This is a genomic window from Streptomyces sp. NPDC043680, assembly GCF_056436685.1.
In genome coordinates this window covers 484,627-499,862 of sequence record NZ_JBWKCE010000003.1, presented here as the reverse complement: position 1 = coordinate 499,862, position 15,236 = coordinate 484,627, and the positions used below count along the sequence as shown (strand labels likewise).

The window sequence follows — 15,236 nt, the reverse complement described above, 5'->3', positions numbered from 1 at the left end:
GGGATTCCATGCCCATGGGCCGCCATTCGAAGGTAGGAAGAGCATGCGCATCATTGCGCACACGCGCACCACCACACGTCAGCGCAGGCAGAGGGAGTGCCGGGTGAGCCAGCCGGAGATGCAGCCCGAGGGGCCACCTCGGGATCCCCGGGATCCCCGGGGGTCCCGGGAGGAGGGCGGCGGACCCATGGCGGCGGGCGATCTGACCGGTGGCCCCTTTCCCCTCGGGGACTGGGGCGAGCCCGCCGAGCGGCTCGACGAGCTCTACCGGCGGGTCGAGGCCGACGCGCTGCGCACCGCCGAGTGGTACCTGTCCGACCGGGCCTGGAAGCGCCGGGGCGCGCGGATCCTGCGGGTGGGCGCCGCGGTGGGGGCGGTCGTGGGCGCCTCGATGCCGCTGCTGGAGGTGACGGGCTCGCTCCGGGGAGCGGCTGCGTACGGGTACCTCTCGCTGCTGCTGGGCGCTGCCTGCCTGGCGTGTGACCGCTTCTTCGGGATGACCTCGGGCTGGATGCGGGACGTGGCGACGGCCCAGGCGGTGCAGCGGCGGCTCCAGACGCTCCAGTTCGACTGGGCCTCGGAGAACGTGCGCGAGGTTCTCGGGCCGACGGAGGGCACGGCGAGCGAGGCGGCGGAGCGGTGCCTGACGGTGCTGCGGCGGTTCTCCGAGGACCTGACGGAGCTCGTGCGGTCCGAGACCGCGGAGTGGATGGTGGAGTTCAGCTCGTGGCCGGCGCCGCTGGTGATGCAGTCCCTGTCGGGGGCCTCCTCCCGGCCGGAAGCGGGTTTTCCCCCGACCCGTTTCCCCCTCCCGCCGGGGACCCGCCCCAACATGCCCCGCCAGCGGCCGCCGGAGCAGCCGCGCTGATCCCGCGGCCCGGGTCCGGCCCGTTCGGCCGGGCCCGGGCGGGGCGGGTCAGCTGAAGATGATCATGGAGCCCTGGGCGAGGCTCCGGGTGGCGGCCGCGTGCAGGCCCAGCCAGACGTGCCGCTCCCGCGCGAAGGGACTGGAGTCGTACGGGATCGGCCCCGCCGGCTCCTCCAGCGACGTCGGCCGCCCCGGCGGCGCAGGGGCCGCCGGGGGATTGCCCGGGTCGATCCCGATCGCGGGGGCCACGAAGCCCAGCTCCCGCAGCAGCCCCTGGGCCGAGCCGAGCGGACCGCCCCCGGCCAGCAGCTCCTCGTTGGCCAGCGGAGCCGCGAAGTCCACCGGTACGTAGGCCCCGGCGTGGTCGTAGTGCCACACGAGGTGCGACTGCTGGGCCGTGGCCTCGAACATCTCCAGCAGCTGCTCGTAGTCCCCGCCCAGCTCGTCCACCGGCGTCACCGGCAGCCCGCAGACCTGGAGCAGGTACGCCCGGCGCAGGAAGTGCAGGGCGTCGTAGTCGAAGCCGGCGACCGGGGCCACGTCCCCGCTCAGGCCCGGCATGTAAGCGAAGACGGGCACGGACGGCAGTCCGGCCTCGCCCAGCGCCTTGTCGTACGCGGCGATCTCCTCCGCGAAGGGATTGTCGGGGCTGTGGCACAGCACATCGACAAGAGGGACGAGCCACAGGTCACAGGCCACGCGGCCTCCGATCAGTCGTTGCCGCCGATCGTGCCAGCGTAATGCGCCGAACACCCTCAGCGAAGGGCTGCGCAAAACCTGGCACGCGAAGCCCCGGGCTCCGCCGCCGGGAAGCCGGTCCCTTTCGCGCGAAGACGGTCCCGGCGGACGCGAAGACGGTGCTAGCGGACCGGTGCACCCGCGTCATGCGGCGGGGTCGCCGCCGAGCCCACCCGCCAGACCCACACGTCCCGCACCTGCTCGGGCTGCGACCCCAGCAGCGCGGTCAGCAGCTCCCGCAGCTCCGCGTCGCGGTCCTGGGCCGGCAGTACCACCGCGCCCGCCTTCCAGTACGCCAGGTCCTGCCGGGCCTGCTCGCGCCACTCCGGCGTGACCTCCGGCGGCTGCGCCCCGTAGCGGACGTCCCGCAGCAGGTTCGACAGGTGCCGCGGCGTCGCCCCGTAGATCCCGATCCGCTCGGGGCCCCAGGGCCCGTTGAAGTAGCCGCCGGCCAGCCGGAAGCCGAAGTCCGCCTCGACCTGCCAGTGCAGTGCGTCCGCCTGGCCCGGATCCGGCAGCGGCACCGGGACCAGCGCCTCCCCCTCGCGGAGGTACGGCTTCCACGCCCCCGAGGTGATGAACTCCGGTACGGGTGCCCGCTCCCGCACCGCCAGCGGCAGCGGCAGCACCGGGACCAGCGCCGCCGCCACCCCCAGCAGCCCGAGGGTGCGCAGCTCGCGCGGCCGCAGCCGGACGATCCGGTCGAGCGCCAGGGCCAGCAGCACCCCCAGCACCGGCGCGCACACCATCGCCACGCGCCCCTCGATCACCGACTCGAACAGCGGCAGCTCGACCATCAGCCGCCAGGGACCCGGCAGCACCACGTCCGTCCGTGGCACCGGCACCCGCGGCCCCAGGGACAGCAGCAGCGCCGCGCATCCGGTGATCGCGAGCGCGCGGACGACCGGGCGCCGCCACAGCCACACGCACACGGCCGCGCCGAAGGCCAGCAGCGGCCAGCCGTAGAAGGCGTTCTGCTCGGTGGTGTTCAGGGCCAGCCGGCCCGCCGTCTCGGGGTCGCCGAAGAGGGAGCGGGCGGCGTACTCGATCAGGGCCCGCGGGCTGTTCCCCGCGTTGTCCCCGTGCAGCACCGAGTGGTAGCTCTGCGGACCGAGGAACTGCCAGTACAGCGGGACGGCCAGCAGCGGCAGGCACACGGCGAGGGCGACGGCCAGGCCGCGGCCCAGCGGCCGCGCGGCGGCGAGGGCGCCCCGGCGGTCGACCAGCAGGTAGGCGAGGCAGAAGACCAGCATGCCCAGCGCGGCGATGAGCAGCGGCTCCTCGCCGATGAAGATCTGGTACGCGGCGAACAGACCGAGCAGGATCCCGTCGCGCACCGGGGTGCGGCCCTCGCACAGCCGCAGCGCCCGGTCGATGATCAGCGGGATCATGAACAGGACCACGAAGTTCGGGTGGCCGTTGGCGTGCGAGACCATCGGCGGCGCGAAGGCGGCGAGCGCCCCGCCCGCCGCGGCGGCCCAGCGGCTGTCCACGAGACGGCGGCGGATCAGCCAGTACCAGGTCCAGGCGCTGGCGGCCATGCCGAGCGTGAGGACCAGCGCGAAGGTGACCGTCTCGCCGAAGAGCAGGGTGACCGGGATGAGAGGGACGGTCAGGCCGAGCATGGTCGCGTTGGCCATCAGGTTCACGCCGTCGGGCATGCCCTGGGCCCGGGTGAAGAGCGGATTGCGCAGGTGGGTGATGTTGTCGGTGGTGACGCCGACGAACCACTCCCACTGGTTCTGGTCCTGGAGCGCGTCGTTGAGGTAGCGGCCGTCGAGGTCCGCCCACAGGCCGTGGAAGACGTAGAGGGAGAGGGCGAGGAAGGCGAGGACGACGGTGAGGCCGCCCGCGTTCCGGCGCAGCAGGGCGGCGGGCGTGCGGCCGGGTCCGGCGGCGGAGCCGGAGCCGGCAGGGCGGCCCGGTCGGGCCGGGCCACCGGCGGGTTCGGGGATCGCCGTCCGGCCGCCCTCGAAGCGGTGCACGCCGGCCATGCCGTCGAAGCGGTCCACGCCGCTCACATCGCTTACGTCACTCATGTCGCTTACGCCGCTCACGTCGCTCACGTCGCTCACGCGTCCGCCGTCCGCAGCCCTGCGGCCCAGTCCAGGCCGTGCTGGTTGTAGGCGTGCACGAGGCGGCGTACCTCCTCGGCGTCCGCGCGCGTCACCGCCTCGACCAGCTCGCTGTGGCCGGACCACAGCCCGGCGTGCGGATCGGCGGCCGCCTTCAGGTGCGGCACGGCGAAGACCCAGCACTGCACGCGCAGCCGGTGGAGGAACTCCGAGATGTACATGTTGCCGACCAGCGCGCTCAGCTCCCTCCAGAAGCGCAGGTCGTAGCCGATCAGCACGTCGAGCGAACCGCTCTGAGCGGCCCGACACGCCTCCTCGGCCCGACGGCGCACCGACACCAGCCTTTCGCCGGAGCCGGGCGGGATGCCGCGCTCGACGAGCCGCCGGAAGATCCCGTCCACGACGAGCGTACGGGCCTCGATCATCCCCCGGTAGTCGTCGACGGAGTACACCCGGACGCGGAAGCCCCGGTGCTGCACCAGCTCCAGCAGTCCTTGGGCCGAGAGGTCCACGAGTGCCTCGCGTACCGGCGTCGCGGAGACCTCGTACTGCTCGGCGATCTGCTTGACGGTGAACTCGGTCCCCGGCGGCAGGCGTCCCGCGAGCACCTCGTCACGCAGCGCGTCGGCGATCTGCTGGCGAAGTGTGTTGCGGGTGACAGCGCCGCTGCCTGGCATAGGGGTCCGTCTCCTCCGTAGAACTTCGGACACCTTAGGCCAGGCAGCGCGGCTGAAACCGATCGTGTGAGAGCCGTTATACGGCGGATGCCGCCCCTTGCCCGGACGGACCCCGTCGTCGGGACGAGGTCCGCGTCCGGGCGGTCACCCGCCGGTGGTGTGCCGATCCGCCACCGTCAGCGCCTCGTCCAGCAGGGCCAGGCCCTCCTTCGCCTCGGCCTCCGTGATGGTGCAGGGCGGGACCACGTGCGTCCGGTTCATGTTCACGAACGGCCACAGGCCCGAGGCCTTGCAGGCCGCCGCGAATTCGGCCATCGGCGCGTTGTCCGCACCGGCCGCGTTGTACGGGACGAGCGGCTCACGCGTCGCCTTGTCCCGTACGAGTTCCACGGCCCAGAAGGTGCCCAGGCCCCGGACCTCGCCGACCGAGGGGTGCCGCTCGGCGATCTCGGCGAGCGCGGGACCGATCACGTTCTCCCCGAGGTGGGCGGCGTGCTCGACGACGCCCTCCTCCTCCATGGCGTTGATGGTGGCCACCGCGGCGGCGCAGGCCAGCGGGTGGCCCGAGTACGTCAGTCCGCCGGGGTAGGGCCGGGTGGCGAAGGTCTCGGCGATCGCGGCCGAGATGGCGACACCGCCGAGCGGGACGTAGCCGCTGTTCACGCCCTTGGCGAAGGTGATCAGGTCGGGCGTGACGTCCCAGTGTTCGGCGGCGAACCAACGGCCCGTGCGCCCGAAGCCGGACATGACCTCGTCGAGGATGAAGACGATGCCGTGGCGGTCGCAGAGCTCGCGGACGCCGGCGAGGTAGCCGGGCGGCGGGGTCATGATGCCCGCGGTGCCGGGCACGCTCTCCAGGATGATCGCGGCGATGGTCGCCGGTCCCTCGAAGGCGATGGTGTCGGCGAGGTGCGCGAGCGCGCGCTCGCACTCCTCGGCCTCGGTGGTGGCGTGGAAGGGCGAGCGGTAGAGGTACGGGCCCCAGAAGTGCACGACGCCCGCGGCGGCGGTGTCGGAGGGCCAGCGGCGCGGGTCGCCGGTGAGGTTGATCGCGGCGGCGGTGGCTCCGTGGTAGGAGCGGTAGGTCGAGAGCACCTTGGCGCGGCCCGTGTGCAGACGGGCCATCCGTACGGCGTTCTCGACGGCCTCGGCGCCGCCGTTGGTGAAGAAGACCTTGTCCAGATCGCCCGGCGTGCGCTCGGCGATGAGGCGTGCGGCCTCGGAGCGGACGTCGACGGCGAAGCCGGGGGCGAGGGTGCAGAGCCGGGCGGCCTGCTCCTGGACGGCGGCGACGACCTTGGGGTGCTGGTGGCCGATGTTGGTGTTGACCAGCTGGGAGGAGAAGTCGAGGTAGCGCTTGCCGTCGTAGTCCCAGAAGTACGAGCCCTCGGCCCCGGCGACGGCGAGCGGGTCGATCAGGGCCTGGGCGGACCAGGAGTGGAAGACGTGGGCGCGGTCGGCGGCCTTGACGGCCGCGCCGCTGGCGCCGGTGGCGACGGTGGCGACGTGAGGGGTCATGCGGCCACGCTAAAAGTGCGCAGGTGAGGAGGGATATCGGCGGATTGTATGCGGGTGGGGGCCGGGCCTCGGCAGTCTGTCGCCACCGGTTGCCGCCATTGACAGCACACTGGCTTGATGACAGCCTGCTGTCATATCGGGGTACGGCGACGGACCTACGAGGGCTCGGAGAGCCGACAGAGCCTCCGCGAGCCCCGGACGGGAGGCCAGGACGATGAAGACGACATCGACGGCGGGCGCGGGGACGAGCACGGGCGCGGGGACGAGCGCGAGGGCGAGCTCGGCGGCCGCGGAGACGACGCCGAGCAGGAGGACGACGGTCCACCTGGCGGTCTATGACACGTACGCGGACTGGGAGACCGGCCACACCACCGCCCACCTCACCCAGCGCGGCTACGCGGTCCGTACGGTCGGTCCCGCCGCCGAGCGACCGGTCACCACCATGGGCGGCGTCCGCATCCAGCCCGACCTGGCCCTCGCGGACCTGGCCCCGCAGGACTCGGCGCTGCTGATCCTGACCGGCGCCTCACTGTGGGACTCGGGCGACGAGCTGGCCCCCTTTACGGCCAAGGCCCGGGAGTTCCTGGCGGCCGGGGTCCCGGTCGCGGCGATCTGCGGAGCCACGGCGGGGTTGGCCCGGGCTGGGCTGCTGGACGGGTACGCCCACACCAGCGCCGCCTCCTTCTACCTGGCGCAGCAGCCCGGTTACGCCGGGGCCGAGCGGTACGTCGAGGCCGACGCCGTGACGGACGGCGACCTCATCACGGCGGGGCCGACGGAACCGGTGGCCTTCGCCCGGGAGGTCTTCGCCCGGCTGGGGGTCTACGAGCCGGAGGTGCTGGATGCGTGGTACCGCCTGTTCCACGACTCGGACGCGAGCGCCTACCCGGTCCTGATGGCCGCATCGGAGCGGGGCCATGCCTGAACCTCGCGGCGTGGCGGACCTCTCCACCCGGGCCCGGCAGGACCTGCTGAGCCGTACCGCGCTCGGGATCTTCGGGTTGAACGGCCGCTTCCTCGCCCTCTCGGAGGAGCTGGCCCGGCCGGCCGGGCTGACCGCGGCGTGGTGGCAGGTGCTGGGCGCGGTGCTCGGGGAGCCGCTGCCGGTGGCGGGCATCGCCCGGGTCATGGGCATCACCCGGCAGAGCGTCCAGCGCGTCGCGGACCTGCTGGTGGCCAAGGGCCTGGCGGAGTACGTCCCGAACCCGGCCCACCGGCGCGCGAAGCTGCTGCGCCCGACGGAGGAGGGCCGCGCGGCGATCGCGCGCATCGGCCCGTCCCACGCGGCCCTGGCGGACCGGCTCGCGGAGGCGCTGGGCGAGGAGGCCTTCGCGGAAACGGTCCACACCCTGGACCGCCTGGCCCAGGCCCTGGACACCCTGATGGGCTTCCCGGGCGGGGACCCGGCCGAGAGGTGAGCCCCGCCGTGCACGGCGAGGAGGCGTTCTCCGACGAGAGATCCGTCAACCTCCTGTGCATCCTCGCCGACGGCCACCTCGTCGACAGCCCGGGGAACCCCTTCCCCGGTATGAACTCCCCGCCTGGCGGCTGCCTCTCAGGTATGCCCTGTCATACCTGAGAGCCATGTGAAAAGGCGGCTCCGCAGCAGGACGCCAACGAGGCCTCTCAATTCCTAACTTCGAGACCGGAGACAGCGCGACGAGCGCCAACTCCTCCGGACCGAGGGAAGGAAGAGAGACCGCGATGAGCCGCCCCGAAGGTTTCGGCGAGGTAGAGGTACGGGACGCCGCCCGCCGCCCCCGCGGTCCCCGACGCGCCCGCGGCCGTCTTCGCCGCACCCTGCTGGCCGGCCTCGTCGCCGCGGCCGTGGTGGTCCCGGTCACCGCCGCCGCCTCCCCCGACGTCCCGGCCCCCGCACCCGCGGCCGTCGCCGAGTCGGCTCCCGCCCCGTCCGTGTACGCCGCCCATCTGGCCAATATCGCGGAGGCCGCCCGCATGGCGCAGGACGCGGGCCGTACGGGGCGTGCCGCGAAGCTCCGGGCCATGGAGGCCGGAGGGACGGCCCGGTTCCTCGCCTTCGACGGCCGCGGCCGGGGCCGGGCGGTGGAGGTGTTCGGTGATGTGGACACCGCCGACCGGATCAGCGTCCTGGTGCCCGGTTCCGATACGACACTGGACACCTACCAGAGGTTCCGTGCCGGGGCCCTCGCCCTGCAGCAGCGCCTCCAGGCCGAGCATCCGCGCTCCGCCGTGGTCGCCTGGCTCGGGTACGACACCCCCGGCACGGTCAGCACGACGGTTCTGACCGCCGACCGCGCGGACCGGGCCGCCGGTGAACTGGGCCCGTTCCTGTCCCGGTTGGAGCAGCGCGCCGCGCCGGACGTGCGGCTCTCCCTGCTGTGCCACTCCTACGGATCGGTGGTCTGCGCCCGGACCCGGACCGGCCCGAAGGTCACCGACATGGCCCTGTTCGGCAGTCCGGGTACGGGCTCCGGGTCCGCCGCCGCCCTGCCCACCGGGGCCCGGGTCTGGGCCGGGCGGGGCGGCGCCGACTGGATCGGCCACGTGCCCCATGTGCGGCTCGGCGGGATCGGCTTCGGCACCGACCCGGTCCACCCGGCCTTCGGCGCGCGGGCGTTCACCGCCGGCCCCGGAGGCCACAGCGACTACCTGAAGCCGGGCAGTCCGTCCCTCGACAGCCTGGCCCGCATCGTCCTCGGCACCGCCGACACCGCCCCCGGCACCAGCACCGCCGCGGGCACCGGCACCGCCGACACCGCCCCCGGCACCAGCACCGCCGCGGGCACCGGCACCGCCACCACCGCCCTCCGGGAGGTCCCCCGTGCGTAAGCTCCACGCCCGCTGGTCTGTCCTCGCGGACCGGGTGGACACCGCCACTCCGGCCGACCGTGACCGCGCGGTGGACGCCCTGCGCGCCTTCGCCATCCTCGGGGTGGTGCTGGGCCACTGGCTGGTCACCGCCCTGACCACGGCCAACGGCGGTCTGAGCACCACCAGTCCGCTGGCGCACATGCCCTGGCTGGCACCGGTGTCCTGGGCGTTCCAGACGCTGTCCGTGTTCTTCCTGGTGGGGGGGCATGTCGCCGCCCGCGGCCACGCCTCGGCCCGGGAGCGCGGCGTGTCGTACGGGGTGTGGGTGGGGCAGCGGCTCTCGCGGCTGTTCCGGCCGGTCGCGGCCGTGCTCGCCCTGTGGGCCGTCGCGGCGGGCGGCATGCTGCTCGGCGGGGCGGAACTGGGCACCGTGCAGACGCTGCTCAAGCTCGTCCTGTCCCCCTTGTGGTTCCTCCTCGTGTTCACCGCGCTCACCGCCGCGACCCCGCTCGTGGCCCGGCTCCACCCGGTGTGGCCGCTGGCCGTGGTGGCCGCCGTGGACCTGGGGCGGTTCGGGCTCGGGGCGCCCGAGTGGATCGGCTGGATCAATGTGGCCGCCGGCTGGCTCGTCCCCTTCACCCTCGGTGCCGCCTGGTCGAGCGGGGCCTTCGCCCGGCGCACCCCGGCCGCGGTCCTGCTGGGTGGAGGAGTGGCGGCCACCGTCGCCCTGGTGGTGTGGGGCGGGTATCCGGCGTCGATGGTGGGTGTCCCCGGCGCCGCGGTGTCGAACCTGAACCCGCCGACGCTGGCGGCCGGGATGTTCGGCCTCGCCCAGTGCGGGCTGGCCCTGCTGCTGCGCGAGCCGCTGGCCGCGGCGATGCGCCGGCCCCGTGCCTGGGCCACGGTGGCGCTGGTGAACCTGTCCGCGATGACGATCTTCCTGTGGCACCAGACCGCGATGATGGCCGTCACCGCTCTCGGCCTGCTGGCCCCCGCCGACCTGCCGGGCCTGCACACCGTGCCCGACTCCCCCCAGTGGATAGCCACCCGGCTGCTGTGGCTTCCGCTCTTCGCCGCCGCACTGGCGGTGTGCTGGGCCGCGTTCCGTATGTACGAGCAGGCGCGGCGGCGCCCAGAGCGGATGACGCCGTCCCGGCCGGACGCGGCGACCGGCACCATCCCCGGCCCCCGGGCGGCCTCCGACCTGGCGGTCCGCCATGCCTAGGGTGGACGACGTGACCGTGACCGAGGAGAGCGCACGCCCCGCCGTGCCCGCAGCCGGGGCCGCCCGACGCCCCCTGGCCCGCGAGCTGTTGACCATCCGGCGGGACCCGCTGCCGCGGATGTCCCGGCCGCGGTGGCTGGCCTGGCTGCCGCACGTGGTGGTGGGGTACCTCGCGCTGTTCTTCGGGGTGCTCACGGTCTTCCAGCTCTCGGACGTCTACGGGGTCACCGGTGACACGGCCACGGCCTCGGTCCTGACCGGTGCGGCCGTCCTGCTCGCACTGTTCCGTCCGATCGCCGCCTGGTGGCTCTCCCTGGCAGCGGCGGGGCTGGCCGCCTGGCAGATCTACGACCACATGGGCCAGGGCCAGATATGGCCCTGGATGCCGGGCAGCCTCTTCCCCTTCTCGACGGTGCTGCTGCTGGTCGCCCTGCGCGTGCCACCCCGGGTGACCGTCGCCGTCGTGGGCATTTCCATCGTCCTCAGCGGCACGGCCGACGTCCTGTGGCATCCGGACGGCTCATCGACCAGCACCCCGGCGGCCGCCCTGCTCTTCGGCTTCGCCGGCCTCCTCGGATATGCACTGCGCGCCACCCGGCTGGCCCGCACGAAGCTCGTCGAGCAGGAGACCCTCACCGAGGAGGAGCGGGCCCAGCGCACCCTGCTGGAGGAGCGCAGCCGGATCGCCCGCGAGCTGCACGACGTCGTCGCCCACCACATGTCGGTGATCTCCATCCAGGCGCAGGTCGCCCCGCACCTGGTGGAGAACCCGTCCGAGGAGCTGAAGGAAAATCTGGCCGGCATCCGGGAGAACGCCCTGGAAGCCCTCACCGAACTGCGCAGGGTACTGGGCGTACTGCGCTCCGAGGACCCCGGGGATCCCGCCCATCCCCACCATCCGCAGCCCACCCTCGCCGAGCTCGACGGCCTCGTGGAAAACGTCCGCAGCGCCGGGCTCGACGTCACCACCGAGATCGCGGGCATCCGGCGGCCGCTCGCCCCGGGCGTCGAGCTCACCGCGTACCGGATCGTCCAGGAGGCGCTGAGCAACTGCCTGCGCCACGCGCCCGGTTCCCGGGTGGAGGTCGGGATCGCGTACGGGCCGCGCGAGCTGCACCTGTGTGTTGCCAACACCGCCCCGACCCGGCCCGCCCCGCCCTCGCTCGGAGCGGGGCACGGGCTGCTGGGGATGCGCGAGCGGGCAGGCATGCTGGGGGGCGAGTTGGCCGCCGGCCCGTGCCCCGGCGGCGGGTACGAGGTGAGCGCCGTACTCCCGACGGATCCCCAGCCGAAGACCAAGACCGAAGAGGACGCATGAGCACTCCGGCCGACCCGATCAGGGTGATGATCGCCGACGACCAGATGATGGTCCGGCAGGGTTTCACCGTCCTCCTCAATGCCCAGCCCGACATCGAGGTCGTCGGCCAGGCCGTGGACGGCGCCGACGCGGTGGTGAGAGCCGGTGAACTGCGCCCGGACGTGGTCCTGATGGACATCCGCATGCCCGGGATGGGCGGTATCGAGGCCACCTCCGTTATCACCGGCGAGCCCGGCGCCACCGTCAAGGTGCTGGTGCTGACGACGTTCGACCTCGACGAGTACGTGTACGAGGCGCTGCGCGCCGGGGCCTCCGGGTTCCTGCTCAAGGATGCTTCGGCGGACCAGCTAGCGGAAGCGGTCCGGGTGGTGGCCGCCGGGGAGGCGCTGTTGTCGCCGAACATCACCAAGCGGCTGATCACCGAGTTCTCCCGGATGGGCGCGCCGCGGGCGCCGTCGAAGGCGCGGCTCGGTGAACTGACGGAGCGGGAGACGGAGGTGCTGTCGCTGATCGCGCAGGGCCTGTCCAATGCGGAGATCGCCGGGCACCTGGTCGTGGCCGAGCAGACGGTGAAGACCCATGTGGGCCGGATCCTGGTGAAGCTGGGCCTGCGGGACCGCACACAGGCCGCGGTGTTCGCGTACGAGACGGGTCTGGTCCGCCCGGCGGGGTACTGAGGCCCACGGGTAGTACCTGAGAGGGAGGGCGCGGAATCCCCTTCAGCGGCGACGCGGACGAGGGAGGCGGCGGCCTACGGTGTGGATATGACCGAGACCCCCGGGGCGACCCCCCGCACACCCGAGTTCCGGCTCGCTTCGGGCCTGTTCGAGAGCCTGCGCCAGGATCTGATCACGGACGCGTTCGCCTACCGGCCTCTGCCACCGATCCGGACGGACGGGCCGCTGACGCGGCGGCTCCCCAAGCGGATACGGCCGCGCGCGGCGTACCTGCCGCATGCGGTCGTCTGCGCGATCGCCTTGATCATGGTGCCGACCTCGGCGACCTCCGACGAGTATGTGTGGCCCCCCGCCGCCCTGATGCTCGGACTGATCGCGGCCGTCCCGGTTCTGATGACCCTGGTGCGCCCCGTGGGGGCGTTCTGGGCGGCGCTGACGGCCACGCTGGTGCATGCGCTGGCGGCCCCCCATGCCTTCACCTGGCCGTGGTCGCCGGGCGCCTTCGTCTCCTGTCTCGCCGTGGTGACCATCGTGGCCCTGCGGACACGTCCCCGCACGGCTGCGTGGATGTGGCTGATCACGCTGGCGTTCGGGTTCCTCCTGCCCATCGTGATGGGGCGCAGCCAGTCCGCCGATGTCGCGCCGATGGCCTTCTTCCTGACGTTGGCCCTGCTGGTGGTCACGGTCCGCAACACCCGCAAGGAGGCCGCACGGGAAGTCAGCGCCCAGCAGGAGGTGACCGCCGTCGAGCGCGATCGCCGCACCTTGCTGGAGGAGCGGACGACGATCGCCCGGGAGCTGCATGATGTGGTAGCCCACCACATGTCGGTGGTGGCGATCCAGGCGGAGGCCGCGCCCTACCGGGTGAAGAATCCGCCCGCGGAGCTGGAGGCCGCGTTCGCCACCATCCGGGAGAACGCGGTGGCGGCCCTGACGGAGCTGCGCCGGGTGCTGGGCGTGGTGCGGTCCGCGGACTACGAGGCGCCGGACGCCCCGCAGCCGACGCTGGCCTCCTTGGACGGGCTGCTGGCCAATGTGCGGGAGGCCGGTCTGCGCGTGGAGAAGACGGTGACGGGCGCGGTGCGGGAGCTGCCGCAGGGCGTGGAGCTGTCGGCGTACCGGATCATCCAGGAGGCCCTGAGCAACACCCTGCGCCACGCGCCGGGGGCAGCGGCCGAGGTGGAGGTCTCCTACGTCCTGGGCGGCCTGGGGATACGGGTCGTCAATGAGGCGGCGACCGGGGATGTGCGCCCCTCGCAGGGCGCGGGGCACGGGATCACGGGGATGCGCGAGCGGGTGGCCATGCTGGAAGGGGAGATGACGGCCGGGGCGACGGCGGCCGGCGGGTACGAGGTGGCGGTGTTCATACCGGTGCGGGGCCGGCAGGACGCGGCGACGGAGAGCGTGCGGGAGCCGGCATGACGATCAGGGTGTTGATCGTCGACGATCAGATGATGGTCCGCGAGGGGTTCTCCGTCCTGCTGAACGCGATGGACGGCATCGAGGTGGTGGGGGAGGCGGTGGACGGCCGCGAGGCCGTCGCCCGGGTGGCGGCGCTCCGGCCGGACGTGGTGCTGATGGACATCCGGATGCCCGTGATGAACGGCCTGGAGGCGACGCGGGAGATCGTCGCCGCGACTGCGCTTCCCGGGGCGGCGGACACGAAGGTGCTGGTCCTGACGACCTTCGACCTCGACGAGTACGTGTACCAGGCGTTGCGGGCGGGGGCGTCCGGCTTCCTCCTCAAGGACGCCTCGGCTCGCCAACTGGCCGAAGGAGTCCGCGTGGTGGCCTCCGGCGAGGCGCTGCTGGCCCCGACGGTGACCAAGCGGCTGATCCTGGAGTTCTCGAAGCTGTCGGCCGCGCCGAGGCTCGCGGACCCGGCAGGGATATCGGAGTTGACCGAGCGGGAGACGGAGGTGCTGGTGCTGATCGCGCAGGGCCTGTCCAATGCGGAGATAGCGGCCCGGCTCATCGTCGCGGAGTCGACGATCAAGACGCATGTCAGCCGCATCCTGGTGAAACTGGGCCTGCGGGACCGCACACAGGCGGCGGTCTTCGCCTACGAGACCCGGCTGGTGACCCCGGCATAAGGGGGAAGGGAGGGACCGGGCGGCCTAGAGTGCGGGCATGGGCTTTGATCCGTGGGATGCCGCGTTCGTCGCCGACCCCTACCCCGCCTACCGGGAGTTGCGGGAGCAGGGCCGGGTCATCTGGTCCGAGGCCACCGGCCAGTGGCTGGTGCCGCACTACGCGGACGTGAGTGCACTGCTGCGGGACCGGCGGCTCGGGCGGACCTACTTGCACCGCTTCTCGCACGAGGAGTTCGGGCGGCAGGCCCCGCCGGTGGAGCACGAGCCGTTCCATGTGCTCAACGGGAACGGCCTGCTGGACCTGGAGGACCCGGCGCACGGGCGGGTGCGGCGGCTGGTGTCGAAGGCGTTCACCCCGCGCACGGTGGAGCGGCTCGCGCCCGCCGTGGAGCGCCTCGCCGGGGAGCTGGTGGGCCGGCTCCTCGCGGACGGCGGCGGGGACCTGCTCAGCGCCGTGGCGGAGCCGCTTCCGGTGGCGGTGATCGCGGAGCTGCTGGGTGTGCCGGAGGCGGACCGGGGGCTGCTGCGGCCGTGGTCGGCGGCCATCTGCGGGATGTTCGAGCTGCGGCCCGACGAGGAGACGGCACGGCGGGCGGTCCGGGCGAGCGTGGAGTTCAGCACCTACCTGCGGGAGTTGATCGCGGAACGCCGCAAGGAGCCCGGCGAGGACCTGATCTCCGCGCTGATCGCCGCGCACGACGAGGAGGGCAGGCTCAGCGAGCAGGAAATGATCTCCACCTGCGTGCTGCTGCTGAACGCCGGACACGAAGCCACCGTGAACACGACCGTCAACGGCTGGTGGGCGCTGTTCCGTCACCCGGAGCAGTTGGACGGCCTCCGCGCCCGTCCCGAAAAGTTGTCCACAGCTGTGGATGAACTCATGCGCTTCGACACACCGCTCCAGATGTTCGAGCGCTGGGTCCTCGACGACATCGAGATCGGGGGCACGGCCATCCCCCGCGGAGCCGAGGTCGCGCTGCTCTTCGGCTCCGCGAACCGCGATCCCGCACGCTTCCAGGACCCCGACCGACTGGACCTCGTACGGGCGGACAACCCCCACCTCAGCTTCGGGGCCGGGATCCACTACTGCCTGGGGGCGCCACTGGCCCGGCGCGAGCTGACAGCCTCGTTCGGGGCGCTCCTCGCAGCCGGGGTCCCGCCCCTGCGACTCGTCCGGGAGCCGCAGTGGCAGGACGGCTACGTGATCCGGGGCCTGCGGGAACTCCTGGTGGAGTTCTAGATCCCGGCGGGTCA

14 protein-coding genes are annotated in these 15,236 nt (G+C 73.0%); 10 read left to right on the top strand and 4 right to left on the bottom strand.

The features are described from left to right. Positions 1-103 precede the first annotated feature (103 nt). Positions 104-868 (top strand): SLATT domain-containing protein, encoded by a 765-nt coding sequence (locus AC0666_RS08855; RefSeq protein WP_478707321.1) that lies wholly within the window; start codon positions 104-106, stop codon positions 866-868. A 48-nt stretch (positions 869-916) separates the two neighbouring features. Here AC0666_RS08855 and AC0666_RS08850 read toward each other — a convergent pair whose 3' ends face one another. From AC0666_RS08850 to AC0666_RS08835, 4 genes are all read right to left on the bottom strand, one after another. Beyond that, positions 917-1,567, bottom strand: coding sequence for a hypothetical protein (locus AC0666_RS08850; RefSeq protein ID WP_468583977.1), 651 nt, complete (start codon positions 1,565-1,567; stop codon positions 917-919). A gap of 161 nt (positions 1,568-1,728) precedes the next feature. After that, the gene (locus tag AC0666_RS08845; RefSeq protein WP_478707320.1) at positions 1,729-3,645 is read right to left on the bottom strand and encodes a glycosyltransferase family 2 protein; all 1,917 of its coding nucleotides are present in this window, start codon (positions 3,643-3,645) and stop codon (positions 1,729-1,731) included. Between the two features lie 32 nt (positions 3,646-3,677). Continuing rightward, positions 3,678-4,358 carry a GntR family transcriptional regulator gene (locus AC0666_RS08840; RefSeq protein WP_468965666.1) on the bottom strand — a complete coding sequence of 227 codons (681 nt, stop codon included), beginning with the start codon at positions 4,356-4,358 and terminating at the stop codon, positions 3,678-3,680. Positions 4,359-4,502: 144 nt separating this feature from the next. Beyond that, a complete protein-coding gene (locus tag AC0666_RS08835) occupies positions 4,503-5,876 on the bottom strand; it encodes an aminotransferase class III-fold pyridoxal phosphate-dependent enzyme (RefSeq protein ID WP_478707319.1) in 1,374 nt (457 codons plus the stop codon). A gap of 214 nt (positions 5,877-6,090) precedes the next feature. Between AC0666_RS08835 and AC0666_RS08830 the strand changes: the two genes are divergently transcribed. The 9 genes from AC0666_RS08830 to AC0666_RS08790 all read left to right on the top strand — a co-directional run bounded on the left by AC0666_RS08830 (position 6,091) and on the right by AC0666_RS08790 (position 15,222). Next, on the top strand, positions 6,091-6,801 hold the full coding sequence (locus tag AC0666_RS08830) for a DJ-1/PfpI family protein (protein ID WP_478707318.1): 711 nt from the start codon (positions 6,091-6,093) through the stop codon (positions 6,799-6,801). Then, positions 6,794-7,294, top strand: a complete 501-nt coding sequence (locus AC0666_RS08825) for a MarR family winged helix-turn-helix transcriptional regulator (protein WP_468965670.1) — start codon at positions 6,794-6,796, stop codon at positions 7,292-7,294. Before AC0666_RS08830 ends, AC0666_RS08825 begins: the two co-directional genes overlap by 8 nt. 286 nt (positions 7,295-7,580) lie before the next feature. Next, positions 7,581-8,687: an alpha/beta hydrolase gene (locus AC0666_RS08820; protein ID WP_478707317.1), complete on the top strand. Its 1,107-nt coding sequence runs from the start codon at positions 7,581-7,583 to the stop codon at positions 8,685-8,687. Then, positions 8,680-9,894 (top strand): acyltransferase family protein, encoded by a 1,215-nt coding sequence (locus AC0666_RS08815; RefSeq protein ID WP_468965674.1) that lies wholly within the window; start codon positions 8,680-8,682, stop codon positions 9,892-9,894. The genes AC0666_RS08820 and AC0666_RS08815 overlap by 8 nt, the downstream gene beginning before the upstream one ends. A gap of 10 nt (positions 9,895-9,904) precedes the next feature. Further along, positions 9,905-11,212 carry a sensor histidine kinase gene (locus AC0666_RS08810; RefSeq protein WP_478707316.1) on the top strand — a complete coding sequence of 436 codons (1,308 nt, stop codon included), beginning with the start codon at positions 9,905-9,907 and terminating at the stop codon, positions 11,210-11,212. Next, entirely contained in the window at positions 11,209-11,889 is a 681-nt protein-coding gene (locus AC0666_RS08805) for a response regulator (RefSeq protein ID WP_468583963.1), read from the top strand. The genes AC0666_RS08810 and AC0666_RS08805 overlap by 4 nt, the downstream gene beginning before the upstream one ends. A gap of 87 nt (positions 11,890-11,976) precedes the next feature. After that, positions 11,977-13,311 carry a sensor histidine kinase gene (locus tag AC0666_RS08800; protein WP_478707315.1) on the top strand — a complete coding sequence of 445 codons (1,335 nt, stop codon included), beginning with the start codon at positions 11,977-11,979 and terminating at the stop codon, positions 13,309-13,311. Then, the gene (locus AC0666_RS08795; RefSeq protein ID WP_468965681.1) at positions 13,308-13,982 is read left to right on the top strand and encodes a response regulator; all 675 of its coding nucleotides are present in this window, start codon (positions 13,308-13,310) and stop codon (positions 13,980-13,982) included. The genes AC0666_RS08800 and AC0666_RS08795 overlap by 4 nt, the downstream gene beginning before the upstream one ends. 37 nt (positions 13,983-14,019) lie before the next feature. Further along, positions 14,020-15,222: a cytochrome P450 gene (locus AC0666_RS08790; RefSeq protein ID WP_478707314.1), complete on the top strand. Its 1,203-nt coding sequence runs from the start codon at positions 14,020-14,022 to the stop codon at positions 15,220-15,222. Positions 15,223-15,236 lie beyond the last annotated feature (14 nt).

Coding starts and splice junctions, on each gene's coding strand:
- AC0666_RS08840 (WP_468965666.1), bottom strand. CDS start 4,358: ATGCCAGGCAGCGGCGCTGTCACCCGCAACACACTTCGCCAGCAGATC.
- AC0666_RS08805 (WP_468583963.1), top strand. CDS start 11,209: ATGAGCACTCCGGCCGACCCGATCAGGGTGATGATCGCCGACGACCAG.
- AC0666_RS08795 (WP_468965681.1), top strand. CDS start 13,308: ATGACGATCAGGGTGTTGATCGTCGACGATCAGATGATGGTCCGCGAG.
- AC0666_RS08845 (WP_478707320.1), bottom strand. CDS start 3,645: ATGAGTGACGTAAGCGATGTGAGCGGCGTGGACCGCTTCGACGGCATG.
- AC0666_RS08830 (WP_478707318.1), top strand. CDS start 6,091: ATGAAGACGACATCGACGGCGGGCGCGGGGACGAGCACGGGCGCGGGG.
- AC0666_RS08800 (WP_478707315.1), top strand. CDS start 11,977: ATGACCGAGACCCCCGGGGCGACCCCCCGCACACCCGAGTTCCGGCTC.
- AC0666_RS08835 (WP_478707319.1), bottom strand. CDS start 5,876: ATGACCCCTCACGTCGCCACCGTCGCCACCGGCGCCAGCGGCGCGGCC.
- AC0666_RS08790 (WP_478707314.1), top strand. CDS start 14,020: ATGGGCTTTGATCCGTGGGATGCCGCGTTCGTCGCCGACCCCTACCCC.
- AC0666_RS08825 (WP_468965670.1), top strand. CDS start 6,794: ATGCCTGAACCTCGCGGCGTGGCGGACCTCTCCACCCGGGCCCGGCAG.
- AC0666_RS08820 (WP_478707317.1), top strand. CDS start 7,581: ATGAGCCGCCCCGAAGGTTTCGGCGAGGTAGAGGTACGGGACGCCGCC.